This window comes from Dysosmobacter sp. Phy, from assembly GCF_054476235.1.
The window spans coordinates 1065799-1078509 of sequence record NZ_CM136997.1; the positions used below are offsets into that span (position 1 = coordinate 1065799).

The following is a 12711-nucleotide window of genomic DNA, read 5'->3' on the forward strand; positions in this document are numbered from 1 at the left end:
CCCCCTCGTCCGCTTAAAAGTACAGTCCGTTGTTCTCCAGCTCGTCGATCAGGTCGCCCTCGATGTCCACGTGGTAGGGCGTGATGATGTACGTGTTGGCGGCCACCTTCTTGATCTTGCCCTCGCCGGCATAGGCCACGCCGGAGAGGAAATCGATCAGGCGGCGGGCGATATCCTTGTTGGTGGACTCCAGGTTCAGCACCACGGTCCGCTTGTCCTTGAGGTGATCGGCGATCTCGGAGGCGTTTTCAAAGCGCTCCGGCTTCACCAGCACCACCTTCAGCTGGGTGGTGGCGTGGATGTTGACCACCTTGTTGCGCCGGTCGTCCACCTTGCTGCGGCGGTCCTCAAAGCCGCTGGGGCGGACGGGCTCTTCAAAGTCGTCGTATTCCTCGTCCTCATCCTCGTAGGGGTGGGTCCACTTTTTCAGTTCGTCGATGATGCTCATGACATAGCCTCCCGTCGGAGCAGCGCTCCGTATTTCACTTGCTGTAATCCCGGGCACCGAAGATGGCGGTGCCCACCCGGACCATGGTGGCGCCGGCGCGGATGGCGTCCGCGTAGTCGCCGCTCATGCCCATGGAGAGATACTTTAGCCCATTATGGAACATTTTTATGTTTATGTCAACATAAAGTGCCTGAACTTCCTGAAAATACCGGATATTCTCCTCTCGTTGGGCGTCCGCCGGGGGAATGGTCATCAGTCCCAGCACCCGCACGTGCTCCATGGACAGGGCGGCCTGTGCCGCGGCGGGCAGGTCCTCCTTCAAAAAGCCGCTCTTGGCCTCCTCCCGGCCGATGTTCACCTCCAGCAGAATGTCCTGCACCAGGCCCCGGGCAGCGGCGGTCTTTTCGATCTCCTCCAGCAGCGGCAGCGAGCCCACGGACTGGATGAGATCCACATGGCCCACCACCTTATTGACCTTGTTGCGCTGAAGGTGGCCGATGAAGTGCAGCGGCGCGCCCTCATAGGCGTTTTCCGAGAGCTTCTGGACCATCTCCTGGACCCGGTTCTCCCCCAGGGCGTCGATGCCGGCGGCGATGGCCGCCCGGCAGGCGCCGGCATCGTTCATCTTGCTGGCGCCCACCAGCACGATCTCGCCGGGGTCCCGGCCCGCCTCCCGGGCGGCCCGGGCGATCTCCTCCCGGACACGGGCGATATTTTCCGCAATGGACATGCTTTCCAACTTCTTTCTTGTTTGATCTTTCGTGCCGGTCCTCAGCCCAGCACCTTTCCGTCGTACAGGTCCCGTCCTGCGATGATGACCTGATCTCCCGCGCGCAGGCGGGCCACCTCCTGAGAGCCGGTCAGGTCCCCGGCGGCGGTGTCGTAGGCGGAGCGAACCAGGGCAAAGCCGTCTCCGCTGTATACCACCTCCACCGGCTTGAACCGGGCCTCCATGCCCACCAGGCAGTACACGCCGGCCTGCTCCGTGGTGACGGCCTGTCCGTTTTCATCCAGGGTGGTCTTTTCCGCCCGCAGGGCCTCCCGGGGCACCCGGATGCCGCTGACGCTGCCCAGGATCACCTCCGCGCTCTGCTGGCGCAGCAGCGTCAGCTCCGGCAGATAGCTGGTGCCACGCAGCACGATCACCACCCGGCCGCTCTCCGCGGCGCTGACGTGGTATACGCTCACCGGCAGATCCTGCTCCACGCTCTTGGAAAACCGCAGGTGCAGGGACTTTCCCTCTGAGAGGGTCTGGGCGTCCGCCTCGGAGACGACGGCGGCATAGTACCATGCGTCCCCCAGGATCAGCTTGCCCACCTCTGAGCGCACGCTCTCGTCCGCCTGCAGAGCGGTCAGAGACGAGGGCGTCAGCGTCTCCAGCATGTCCGGCGTCAGGACCCGCTCATAGCCGTCCACCACGGCGGAGTACAGCCCCGCCTCCGGGGCGGTGATCCGCCGGGTGGAGGAGGCAGCCTGTGCCCGCAGGGCGCTGATCTGGCCGGAGAGCTCCGTGATCTGGCCGGAGAGGTCCTCAGTCTCGCTGTATGTATAGTCCCGCTTGAGCACCAGAGACCGCAGGTCCTGGCCGTAGGTCTCCGCCTTGTCCAGCCGGTCTGCCGCCAGGGCGCCCCGCAGGTCCAGGATCCCCTGAAGGATCTGGGTATCCAGCTTCAAGGACACCTCCGCTCCCTGGGCCGCCTGCTGGGCGAACTGCAGCTGCTCCAGACGAGCCTCCAAACTGGCCAGCTCCGTCTGCCGGTCCAGGCTGGCCTGATCGCTGTACACCAGCGCCACCGTACCTCCGGCGCTGACCCGCTCTCCCTCGGTCCGCTGCAGCCGCAGCAGCCCGCCGCTGTCCTCCAGCACCAGCTCCTGCCGCACCACGTATCCTGACAAAGACACGCTGCGGTCCACGGAATAGGCGTAGGCCGCGGTGGTGGCCAGCGGGTCCGTGAAATAGCGGAAGGCCTGTATGCCGAAATAAGCCAGCACGCCCAGGGTGACCAGCGCCAGCAGAAATTTGGTTCCCAGTGCCCGATCCTTCATGGTCCTCTCTTTCTTCCTTTCCGGCAGCCGGTTCATCCTTCCCGGCGGCCTTCGCCAGCTCTGCCGGCCGCGGCGGGCCGCTCACGCTTCCGCGGCGGCCTCCTCCCCTGTCAGGTCCACCGGCCGCACCGGCACGATGGTGGAGATGGCGTGCTTGTAGATGATCTGCTGCCGGCCGTCGCTGTCCAGCACCACCACAAAGGCGTCGAAGCCCGTGATAACGCCCCGCATCTGAAACCCGTTCATCAAAAACAACGTCAGCGGCAGCTTGTCCCGTCTCGCCCGCAGGAGAAACAGGTCCTGTAAGTTGGCTTTTGTCTGCATATTTCGTCCGCTCCTTTTTCTTTGTTGAGTCGGACGATTTCCATTTTCTCCCGTCCGCCCACGGCTAGCATACGCCAGCGGCGGCCAGGATTTCTGTCGAAAGCTGCAGGGCGCGGGCAAAATCCCGCTCCTTTCCCCATGTGATCCAGTGGATGTCCGGGTTGCGCCGCAGCCATGTCAGCTGCCGCTTGGCGTACTGCCGGGAGCGGAGCTTCACCTCTTCCAGCGCCGCCTCCAGGCCCTGTCCGTCCTCCCCCACGTCCAGCAGCTCCTTATAGCCGATGGCCTGGAGCGCCGTGGACTCCCGGGGGACGCCGCTGCGCACCAGGGCCCGGACCTCCTCCAGAAGGCCCGCCGCCGCCATGGCGTCCACCCGGCGGTCGATGAGGGCCCGCATGTCCGCCCGGTCGGCAAACTGCAATCCGATCCACACGGCGTCGTACCGGGGCGGCAGGGCCGCGGTCCGGGCGTTGTGGGCGGAGATGGTCTCCCCGGTCTCGGCGTAGACCTCCAGCGCCCGGAGGATGCGCTTTTCATCCGCCGGGTGCAGCCTCGCCGCGGCCTCCGGATCCACCTGCCGCAGCTCCTCCAGCAGCGGGGCGATGCCCTCCCGCTCCAGACGCGTCTGGAGCTGCCGCCGCACCTGGCCGCCGGCGGCGCCGGGGGCGAAATCCCGTCCCCGGACCACCGCGTCCAGCCACAGTCCCGTGCCGCCCACCAGAATGGGCAGCTTCCCCCGGGAGAGGATGTCATCCACCACTGCAATGGCCTCCCGGGCATACCGGGCGGCGGACCACTGCTCCGCCGGGTCCGCCACGGCGATCATATGGTGGGGCACGCCGTCCATCTCCGCCGCCGTGGGGGCGGCGGTGCCGACAGTCATCCCCCGGTAGATCTGCATGGAGTCGGCGGAGACCACCTCGCCGCTGAACTTCTTTGCCAGTAAGATGCCCAGGGTGGTTTTCCCGCAGGCCGTGGGTCCCACCACGCAGACGATCTTCGCCGCCATGGTCTCCCTCCTTCCCCTTGACGGAAATGAATGAACTCAGAAATCCCGGGCCAGTGCGCGGGCCTTGTCGCAGGCCACGCCCATAATCTCCTCGGTGCGCTCCGGCTCAAAGTCCAGGCCGTAGGCGTCCACATGGTAGAACTCCTTGATGCCGAAGCGCTGGGTCAGCTGGCGCCAGTAGTCCACACCCAGGTTCTCCTCGGTCTCCGGGCCGCCGCTGACGCTGAGATAGGCCAGCTTTTCGGCCATGCAGTCGCCCACGCAGACCTGGTTTTCATAGTGGTAGGTCAGCTCCCGGACGCAGATGTACTCGATGTACACCCGCAGCATGGCCGGGAAGGTCAGATCCCGCAGGGGCGCGCCGATGACGATGCGGTCCGCCCGCTTGAACTGCCGGGCCAGCTTGAAAATGGGGGAATCGAAGGCCTTGACGTTGCGCAGGCTGTTGCGGTCATCGGTGGTGAACTGGTCAAAGGGCTTCAGGGCCATCCGCTGGAGGTTCACCGTCTCGATGTCCTCAGCCGGATGGGTACGCTTGTACTCCTCCAGAAACGCCTGGCACAGGGCGTGGCTGCGGGAACGGTCTCCCCGGTAGCTGATGCAGCAATCCACGAATAACAACATTGCGTTCTCCTCCTTTTTCATGTCGGTCTCCTATCCTGATCCCGGCTTACCCGGGGACGCCTCACACTTCCTCTGCCAGACGGCGGGCCGTCTCCGCGGCGGCGGCCACCAGCTCCGGCGCCTTTGCCGGGTCCAGATCCACTCCCCCGGCGAACACATAGTCGAATTGCGGGATGCCGAACATGGCGGTCAGCTGCCGCCAGTACAGCACGCCCAGGCTGTCCTCCCGCTCCACGTCGCCGCCGGAGGTGAGGTAGACCAGCCGCTGCGCCCGGCAGTCGCCGTGGCAGCCGTCCGCCTCGTAATGATATGTCAGGCCGTTGGCGCTGATGTACTCGATGTAGGTCCGCAGCGCCGCCGGAAAGCTCAGATCCCAGAAGGGGGCTGCCACCACCACGGCGTCCGCCGCGCGGAACTGCCGGGCCAGGGCGAACACCGGCGCGTCCCAGGCGCCCACGGCGGCCAGGGCGTCCCGCTCGTCCAGCATGGCGGGATCGAAGGGCCGCAGGGCCAGCAGCGCCTGGGGCGTCACGGTCTCGGTCTGCACCTCCGGATGGGTCCGGCGGAAGGCCTCCGCATAGGCCGACAGCAGCTGTTTCGTGCGGGAATCCCCGCCCCGCTGGCTGATGCAGCCATCCACGATCAGCAGTCTCATCTCAATCACTCCTCGTCATATACCGCCGTCACCACGGGGTTTCCCTGCCGGTCCAGCAGGGGCGTCAGGCCCCCGGCGTAGCCGCTGGCGTGGAACACGTAGTTGACGCCGGTCTCCCGGTCCACCCAGATCTCCGTGATGTTCAACGTGCCCTGGTTGTAGATCTTCACAAAGCGGTCCTTTGCCATACCGCATCTCTCCTCTCACAAAAGCGAACCGTTTTCCGAAACAGGTTTCCCCGGCTGCCCCGCCGCCATGCGGCCCGGCGCTCATGCTCTCTTGAACATCTTCTCCAGTTCGTACTTCGTCAGCTTCACTGCAACGGGGCGACCGTATCGCGCCGCAGGCGCGGTTATTTCAATCCTATGCCCCCGCGGCCGCTGCTCCCTAAAATGCTCACGCTCTCTTGAACATCTTCTCCAGCTCGTACTTCGTCAGCTTCACCGCCACGGGGCGGCCGTATCGCGCCGCAGGCGCGGTTATTTCAATCCTATGCCCCCGCGGCCGCTGCTCCCTAAAATGCTCACGCTCTCTTGAACATCTTCTCCAATTCGTATTTCGTCAACCTCACTGCAACGGGGCGGCCGTATCGCGCCGCAGGCGCGGTTATTTCAATCCTATGCCCTCACGGCCGCTGCTCCCTAAAATGCTCACGCTCTCTTGAACATCTTCTCCAGCTCGTACTTCGTCAGCTTCACTGCAACGGGGCGGCCGTGGGGGCAGAAGCGGACGGCGCCGCTCTGCACCTTCTCCACCAGCACCCGCAGCTCCGCCGGGTCGCTCTTCCAGCCGCCCTTGATGGCCGCCTTGCAGGCCATGGTGTGGAGCAGGTTCTCCCGGCGCTCGTCGGGAGAGCGGCCGGTGCGCAGGCACTCCGCCAGCTCCTCCAGAGTGGCGGAGACGTCGCAGGGGTCTATGTCCGCGGGCACCTCCCGCACCAGCACGGCGCCGCCGCCGAAATCCTCGCAGGAAAAGCCCAGCTGTTCCAGAAGAGGCAGGTTCTCCAGCAGCAGTGCGCCGTCCTCCCTCCCCAGCTCCGCCGCCACGGGAGAGAGCAGGGTCTGCCGCATGGGGGGCTCCTGGGCCGCCATCAGGCGGTCAAAGTTGATGCGCTCGTGGGCGGCGTGCTTGTCGATGAGCCACACGTTTCCGCTCCCGTCCTCGCAGATGATGTAGGTGTTGAGCACCTCCCCGGCGATGCGCCAGGGGGCCTCTCCGGCGTCCAGGGCGGTCTGGCCCGGAACCTGCTCCGGCGCCTGGGGCGCCATCTCGGGGATGGCGGGCACGAAGGGCCGCACGGAGGGCTCCGGCGCCGCCGTCCGGGTCTCCGGGGTCCGCTCTTTCGTCTCCGCCGGAGCGGAGACCGGCTCCCGCCGCTGAACCGGCGCCGCCTCCCGCCGCTCCGCCGTCACCGAAGACGGCGCCTGGCCCAAGGCTCCGCCCAGGGGGCGGATGGGGGTGCGCTGAAACACGGCGGGGACTTTCCGCTCCTGGGGGGCACTCCGGTAAACGCCGCCCGTTCCGCTGTCCGCCACCGGGGCGCTCGTCCGCTGCTCTGTGTTCCAGGCGGGCCGGGCCGGGGCCGCGGGGCGCTCCGCCTGCCTGGCCGCCTGCTCCCGGAAGGTCCTGGCGTCCATGGTCTGGAAGAAATCCGGTTTCGCCGCGGGCACCGTCTCCCGCCGGGCGGCGGGGGCGTTTGCGGCGCCCCGGCTGTCCAGGGCGTCCAGCACCGTGTGGTACACGGCGTCGAACACCTCCCGCTCCCGGGCGAACTTCACCTGGGTCTTGGCCGGGTGGACGTTGACGTCCACCGCCGTCACCGGCAGCGTCACGGACAATACGCAGCCGGGGAATTTGCCCTTCATGATCTGGTTGCGGTAGCCCTCCTCCAGGGCCGCCGTCAGCAGCTGGGACTTGATGAACCGGCCGTTGACGAAGAACACCTGCATGGACCGGGAGCCCCGGCCCTGGAGGGGCCCGGTGACGAAACCCGATACAGCCGTCTCCCCGCCCCGGCCCTCCACGGGGACCAGGCCGTGGGCGAAGTCCCGGCCCAGGGCCGCGTAGACGGCGGAGTCCAGCTTCCCGTCGCCGGGGGTGTGAAGGGCCTCCTGGCCGTCCTTGATGAATTTGAAGGAGATGTCCGGGTGGGACAGGGCCAGATGCTGCATGAGGCCCCCCACCGCCGCCGTCTCGGCGCTGTCCTTGCGCATGAACTTCAGCCGGGCCGGGGTGTTGTAAAAGAGGTCCCGGACCACGATGGTGGTGCCCTGGGGCGCGCCGGCGGCCTCCACGGCGGCGGGCTCGCCGCCCTCCAGGTGCAGCGACGCACCCTCCGCCGCCCCGGGGCGGCAGGTGACGATGTCCACCCGGCTCACGGCGGAGATGGCGGCCAGGGCCTCGCCCCGGAAGCCCAGGGTGCCGATCTTCCCCAGGTCCTCCTCCGTGCGCAGCTTGGAGGTGGCGTGGCGCAAAAAGGCCGTGGGCAGCTCCTCCGGCGCGATGCCGCAGCCGTTGTCCGTCACCCGGATCAGGGCCATGCCGCCCCGGCGGATCTCCACCACCACGGCGGAGCTGCCGGCATCAATGGCGTTCTCCACCAGCTCCTTCACCACGCTGGCCGGCCGCTCCACCACCTCGCCGGCGGCGATCAGGTCAGCCACGTGGCTGTCCAGTTGTTGAATGTGAGGCATAGGTCTCTCCTTTCGGGCGGAGCGGCCGGCGCGCCGCGGGGGCGCCTCCCCCGCTTTCTCAAAGCAGCAGCGCCGCGATCATCGGAATGGTCAGAATGGAGCCCAGGGTGGTCAGGAAGGTGATCTGGGCCATGGAGGCGGTGTCGCCGCCGTACTCCATGCTCAGAAGAGTCCCGTTCACGGCCACCGGCATGGCGATCTGGGTCACGGCGATACCCATTACCAGAGCGTCGGTGCTCATGGTCCGCAGGATGGCCCACAGCACCACCGGCAGCACCAGCAGCCGCAGGATGGACAGCAGCCACAGCTTGGCGGAGCGGAACACCTGCCCTGCCGGGATGTCCGCCAGGAAGGAGCCCACCACCAGCAGGGACAGCGGCACGGTGATGGAGCCCACGAAGTCCAGCATCTCGCCCGCCAGAGCGGGGGGACGCAGCCGGGTCAGAGCCAGCACCAGAGCGCCCACGGAGGCCACGATGCAGGGGCTGAGCAGCTGCTTCCAGCGGAACCGGGCCATGCCCGCCAGCATCAGGGGACCCAGGCTGTAAGAGAGCACATTGAACGGCAGCGCCAGGACCACGGCATAGAAGAGGGCCTCCTGGCCGAACAGGGCCATCGCCACAGGGTACCCGATAAAGCCCACATTGGGGAACGACAGCGCATAGCGCCACACGCCCTTCTGGGCGGGCGTGCCCGGCAAGAGGCGGGGCACCGTCAGCGCCAGGGCGAAGGACAGGGCGTAAAAGATCACCGCCACCTCCAGCACGGAGAGGATCACGCCGATCTCCGGCAGCTGATCTCCGGTAATCACGGCGGCCAGAATCATGGCCGGCATGGTGATGTTCAGCAGGATCTTGCTGAGCTTCTGGTCCGTCTCGCCGCCAAGCCAGCCCAGCCGCCGGGCGGCAAAGCCCGCCACAATGGCAAAGAGGATCACCAGCATCTCGCCCAGCACGTCAAAAAAATTCATCGTTTCGCTCTTCTCTCTATCCTAAAAATTTTTACACACACGTTCACCCCAGCAGCACCCAGGCGCTCAGGGCGTTGGCCGCGGCGTGGAGGGCGATGGAGGTCCAGAGGGTGCCGCTGTGATCGTAAGCCCAGGCCAGGACCAGTCCCGGCACCAGATACTGGACCATCAGCAAAAAGTACGTCAGGTCCCGGTTCACCACCGCGAACTGCCACACGTGCAGCAGGGCGAACAGCAGGCAGGACACCAGGTACGCCACCGTCCGGCTCTTGCCGCGCAGGTTTCCGAACACCAGGCCCCGGAACAGCGTCTCCTCCACAAAGGGCGCCAGAAACACCACGATCAGCAGCGTCATATGGGGCGCGTCGTCGATCTGGGCGGAGATGGAGACGTCGTTGAGGTTGGTGGGAGCGGCGGATACCAGCCTCGTCAGCCGGTACACCAGCTCGTTGAGGCCGTACAGGGCCACAAGGCCCGCCGCCAGGGTCTTGCAGGCAACGCTCAGATTGTCCGCCAGCTGCCGGGAGGTCCGGCCCAGGAAGCCGTGAAAGATGATGAGGGTCACGGCAAAGAGGATGTAATAGTATAGGGCGTTCTGGAACCCGGGGTCAATCTTGGTTCCCAGCAGCTCCGCCGCCAGGCGGAACATGGGCCCCGCCGCAAAGGGCAGCACCAGCAGATAGATCACAAAAAACACGGTGCCGGCGATCTGCTCCCCCGGGGACATATACGCGCTGTGGCCTCGTTTTGCCATGGATGCGCCTCCAAACAATCATATCAGGTCTCTCCGGCTCCCGCCGGGCGGTCAGCGGAGCTTCTGCTTCCACTCGTAGATGAGGCTCATGGCCTCGATGGGCGTCAGCGTATCCGGCTGGCGCACCCCACCGGGCGGGCCCGGCGGGGGCCCCGCATGGGACTCAAATGGCCGGGCAGAGCCCGTCCATTTCTGCTCCGCGCCAAGAGCCGCCGCCCTGCGGCGGTTGCGCTCTGTATGCTCGATGCGGCTCGCAAATGTCTTGCTGCGCAAGACACTTGACGCGCCCTCCGGCGCGCTTCGCCGCTGCCAGCTTGCTTACTTGAGCTTCTGCTTCCACTCGTAGATGAGGCTCATGGCCTCAATGGGCGTCAGCGTGTCCGGCTGGCAGCGGCGCAGGGCGTCCAGGACCTCTCCTTCGCCAATGGCGGTCAGGGACACCTGGTCGTCCTCCTTCCGGGCCGCCACATACTGCACGCCGTTCTCCTCCTCCAGCTCACGCAGCACCGCCTTGGCCCGCTGGATCACCTTGTCCGGCAGGCCTGCCAGGGACGCCACCTCGATGCCGTAGCTGCGGTCGGCGCCGCCGGGCAGGATCTTGCGCAAAAACACGATCTCGTCCCCCCGGGCCTTGACGGCGATGTTGTAGTTCACCGCCCCGGGCAGGGTGTTCTCCAGCTCGGTCAGCTCGTGGTAGTGGGTGGCGAAGAGGGTCTTGGCCCCCAGGAACTTGCGGTCGGCACAGTACTCCAGCACCGCCCGGGCGATGGACATGCCGTCGAAGGTGGAGGTGCCCCGGCCGATCTCGTCCAGGATCAGCAGGGAGTGTTTCGTGGCGTGGCGCAGGATGTCCGCCACCTCCGTCATCTCCACCATGAAGGTGGACTGTCCGGCGGACAGGTCGTCGCTGGCGCCGATGCGGGTGAAGATCCGGTCCACCACGCCGATCCGGGCGCTGGCCGCCGGGACGAAGGACCCGATCTGGGCCATGAGGACGATCAGGGCCACCTGCCGCATATAGGTGGACTTGCCCGCCATGTTGGGTCCCGTGATGATGGCTACCCGGTCCTCCCTGGCGCCCATGAAGGTGTCGTTGGGGACGAAGAGGCTGTCCCGGAGCATCTGCTCCACCACCGGGTGGCGGCCCTGGTGGATCTCCAGGACCCCGGACTCGTCCACGGTGGGGCGGCAGTAGTGGTTCCGCACCGCCACGGCGGCCAACGACACCAGCGCGTCCACCTCCGCCACGGCGGCGGCGGTCCGCTGGACCCGCTCGCTCTGGGCGGTGACGGCCTGGCGCAGGGCCGTGAACAGCTCGTATTCCAGCGCCGTCACCCGGTCCGAGGCGGTCAGGATCTCATGCTCCAGGTCCTTGAGCTCCTGGGTGATGTACCGCTCGCCGTTCACCAGCGTCTGCTTGCGGATGTAGGTGTCCGGCACCTGGTCGGCAAAGGACTTGGACACCTCGATATAGTAGCCGAACACCTTGTTGAAGCCGATCTTCAAGGTGCGGATGCCGGTCTTTTCCTTCTCCTGGGCCTCCATCTGGGCGATGATGCCCTTTCCGCCGGTGAGGATCTGCCGCAGGCGGTCCACCTCGGCGTTGTAGCCGTCCCGGATGAAGCCTCCCTCCCGGACGGAGAAGGGCGGCTGGTCGCAGATGGCATCAGCGATCTGCGCCGCCAGGTCCTCCAGGGGGTCCAGGGCCTCCAGCAGCTCCGCGAGCCGCCGGTCCTGGAACCGCTCCAGCTGGGCGCGGATGGCGGGCAGGCGTTCCATGGCGGAGCGCAGGGAGGCCATGTCCCGCCCGCCGGCGGTGCCGTAGACAATGCGGCCCATGAGGCGCTCCATGTCCCCCAGGCCCGTCAGGGCGGCGGTCAGCTCCTCCCGGGCCACGGTGTCCTCCACCAATGCCGCCACGGCGGCGCTGCGCTTGCAGATGGCGGTGACGGTCAGCAGCGGCCGCTCCAGCCAGCTTCGCAGCATCCGCCCGCCCATGGGGGTCCGGGTCTTGTCCAGGACCCATAAGAGGGTCCCCTTCTTCTCCTTGCTGCGCAGGGTCTCCGTCAGCTCCAGGTTCCGCCGGGCCGTCAGGTCCAGCTCCATGAAGGCGCCCTGCTCGTAGTAGTCCAGGTCGTTGATGTGGCTGAGGTCCGTTTTCTGGGTCTCGTACAGGTAGTTCAAAAGGCCGCCCAGGGCCATGGCCGCCGCCGGGTTGGACTTGGGCAGGGCGGCCAGGGCCTCCTCCCCGAACTGGCGGCGGATGTTCTTCTCCGCCTCCGCCAGGCGGAAGCGGCCCTCGCCGCTCTTCTCCACCCGGCAGCGGAACTTCTCCCGCAGGGCGTCGGTGAGGCTCTTCTCGGCGGCGGCGCCGTCGTTGACCACGGCCTCCGCCGGGGAGAACCGCCCCAGCTCGTTGACCACGTGCTCCACCCGCTCCTTGCCGGTGAAGCCGGTCAGGTGGGCCTTGCCGGTGGTGATGTCGCAGAAGGCGGCGCCGGCGCAGCGCTCGTCGATATAGATGCCGCAGAGGAAGTTGGAGGCCTTGTCCTCCAGGCAGGCGGCGTCCATGACAGTGCCGGGGGTCACTACCCGGATGATGTCCCGCTTCACCAGACCCTTGGCCGTGGCCGGGTCCTCCATCTGCTCGCAGATGGCCACCTTGTAGCCCTTGGCGATGAGCCGGGCAATGTAGGCCTCGCTGGCGTGGTAGGGGATGCCGCACATGGGGATCTGCTCCTCCGCGGGCTTCTGGTGCTTGCCGTGGTCCCGGGAGGTCAGCGTCAGGTCCAGCTCCCTGGAGGCAAGCTTTGCGTCGTCGGCGAACATCTCGTAGAAGTCGCCCAGGCGGAAAAAGAGAATGGAGTCCGGGTTGTCCCGCTTGATCTCCAGATATTGCTTCATCATGGGGGTCAGTTCTGCCATGGGGAGGTTCACCTCGTCTTGCCCCCGGCGGGGGCGGAATGGATCTGCGCCGTGGTGCGGCGCGGGGGAGTTCCACCCCCATTTTCTTTTTGGCGCGCCAAAAAGAAAACGGCCGTGGACGGTCAAAAGAAAAAGCGCTTGGGACGAACAGGCGCGGCGCCTGTTCGTATGTACGGGGGTCGTGCGGATCGGTGCGGCGGGGATCGTTGGCCCCGTCGTCCCTGCGCCGCCCCCCGGCGGTCGAAAGACCCGGCCTCCGCATA

At 66.6% G+C, this 12711-nt stretch carries 13 protein-coding genes; all 13 read right to left on the reverse strand.

Translation table 11 applies throughout. The features are described 5' to 3' along the window. Positions 1–13: 13 nt before the first annotated feature. Positions 14–448, reverse strand: coding sequence for a cell division protein SepF (locus ACVDHE_RS05240; protein ID WP_213037140.1), 435 nt, complete (start codon positions 446–448; stop codon positions 14–16). Positions 449–482: 34 nt separating this feature from the next. Continuing rightward, positions 483–1178 carry a YggS family pyridoxal phosphate-dependent enzyme gene (locus ACVDHE_RS05245; protein ID WP_325227064.1) on the reverse strand — a complete coding sequence of 232 codons (696 nt, stop codon included), beginning with the start codon at positions 1176–1178 and terminating at the stop codon, positions 483–485. Positions 1179–1219: 41 nt separating this feature from the next. Continuing rightward, entirely contained in the window at positions 1220–2494 is a 1275-nt protein-coding gene (locus ACVDHE_RS05250) for an HlyD family efflux transporter periplasmic adaptor subunit (protein ID WP_458885841.1), read from the reverse strand. 81 nt (positions 2495–2575) lie between these two features. Then, complete coding sequence (gene hfq / locus ACVDHE_RS05255) at positions 2576–2818, reverse strand: RNA chaperone Hfq (protein WP_213037143.1); 243 nt, start codon at positions 2816–2818, stop codon at positions 2576–2578. A 64-nt stretch (positions 2819–2882) separates the two neighbouring features. Then, the gene (miaA, locus tag ACVDHE_RS05260) at positions 2883–3827 is read right to left on the reverse strand and encodes a tRNA (adenosine(37)-N6)-dimethylallyltransferase MiaA (RefSeq protein ID WP_458885842.1); all 945 of its coding nucleotides are present in this window, start codon (positions 3825–3827) and stop codon (positions 2883–2885) included. A gap of 36 nt (positions 3828–3863) precedes the next feature. Then, complete coding sequence (locus ACVDHE_RS05265) at positions 3864–4451, reverse strand: NAD(P)H-dependent oxidoreductase (RefSeq protein WP_213037145.1); 588 nt, start codon at positions 4449–4451, stop codon at positions 3864–3866. 61 nt (positions 4452–4512) lie between these two features. Beyond that, the gene (locus tag ACVDHE_RS05270) at positions 4513–5106 is read right to left on the reverse strand and encodes an NAD(P)H-dependent oxidoreductase (RefSeq protein ID WP_458885843.1); all 594 of its coding nucleotides are present in this window, start codon (positions 5104–5106) and stop codon (positions 4513–4515) included. A gap of 5 nt (positions 5107–5111) precedes the next feature. Continuing rightward, positions 5112–5294, reverse strand: coding sequence for a DUF6440 family protein (locus tag ACVDHE_RS05275; protein ID WP_213037147.1), 183 nt, complete (start codon positions 5292–5294; stop codon positions 5112–5114). A 462-nt stretch (positions 5295–5756) separates the two neighbouring features. After that, positions 5757–7799 carry a DNA mismatch repair endonuclease MutL gene (gene mutL, locus ACVDHE_RS05280; RefSeq protein ID WP_458885844.1) on the reverse strand — a complete coding sequence of 681 codons (2043 nt, stop codon included), beginning with the start codon at positions 7797–7799 and terminating at the stop codon, positions 5757–5759. A 58-nt stretch (positions 7800–7857) separates the two neighbouring features. Beyond that, a complete protein-coding gene (locus ACVDHE_RS05285; RefSeq protein ID WP_458885845.1) occupies positions 7858–8769 on the reverse strand; it encodes an AEC family transporter in 912 nt (303 codons plus the stop codon). Positions 8770–8812: 43 nt separating this feature from the next. Continuing rightward, the gene (locus ACVDHE_RS05290) at positions 8813–9523 is read right to left on the reverse strand and encodes a CPBP family intramembrane glutamic endopeptidase (RefSeq protein WP_325227076.1); all 711 of its coding nucleotides are present in this window, start codon (positions 9521–9523) and stop codon (positions 8813–8815) included. Positions 9524–9574: 51 nt separating this feature from the next. Then, positions 9575–9796: a hypothetical protein gene (locus ACVDHE_RS05295; protein ID WP_458885846.1), complete on the reverse strand. Its 222-nt coding sequence runs from the start codon at positions 9794–9796 to the stop codon at positions 9575–9577. 45 nt (positions 9797–9841) lie between these two features. Further along, positions 9842–12448, reverse strand: a complete 2607-nt coding sequence (mutS, locus tag ACVDHE_RS05300) for a DNA mismatch repair protein MutS (RefSeq protein ID WP_458885847.1) — start codon at positions 12446–12448, stop codon at positions 9842–9844. Positions 12449–12711: the final 263 nt, after the last annotated feature.

Coding starts and splice junctions, on each gene's coding strand:
- ACVDHE_RS05240 (WP_213037140.1), bottom strand. CDS start 448: ATGAGCATCATCGACGAACTGAAAAAGTGGACCCACCCCTACGAGGAT.
- ACVDHE_RS05245 (WP_325227064.1), bottom strand. CDS start 1,178: ATGTCCATTGCGGAAAATATCGCCCGTGTCCGGGAGGAGATCGCCCGG.
- ACVDHE_RS05250 (WP_458885841.1), bottom strand. CDS start 2,494: ATGAAGGATCGGGCACTGGGAACCAAATTTCTGCTGGCGCTGGTCACC.
- hfq (WP_213037143.1), bottom strand. CDS start 2,818: ATGCAGACAAAAGCCAACTTACAGGACCTGTTTCTCCTGCGGGCGAGA.
- miaA (WP_458885842.1), bottom strand. CDS start 3,827: ATGGCGGCGAAGATCGTCTGCGTGGTGGGACCCACGGCCTGCGGGAAA.
- ACVDHE_RS05265 (WP_213037145.1), bottom strand. CDS start 4,451: ATGTTGTTATTCGTGGATTGCTGCATCAGCTACCGGGGAGACCGTTCC.
- ACVDHE_RS05270 (WP_458885843.1), bottom strand. CDS start 5,106: ATGAGACTGCTGATCGTGGATGGCTGCATCAGCCAGCGGGGCGGGGAT.
- ACVDHE_RS05275 (WP_213037147.1), bottom strand. CDS start 5,294: ATGGCAAAGGACCGCTTTGTGAAGATCTACAACCAGGGCACGTTGAAC.
- mutL (WP_458885844.1), bottom strand. CDS start 7,799: ATGCCTCACATTCAACAACTGGACAGCCACGTGGCTGACCTGATCGCC.
- ACVDHE_RS05285 (WP_458885845.1), bottom strand. CDS start 8,769: ATGAATTTTTTTGACGTGCTGGGCGAGATGCTGGTGATCCTCTTTGCC.
- ACVDHE_RS05290 (WP_325227076.1), bottom strand. CDS start 9,523: ATGGCAAAACGAGGCCACAGCGCGTATATGTCCCCGGGGGAGCAGATC.
- mutS (WP_458885847.1), bottom strand. CDS start 12,448: ATGGCAGAACTGACCCCCATGATGAAGCAATATCTGGAGATCAAGCGG.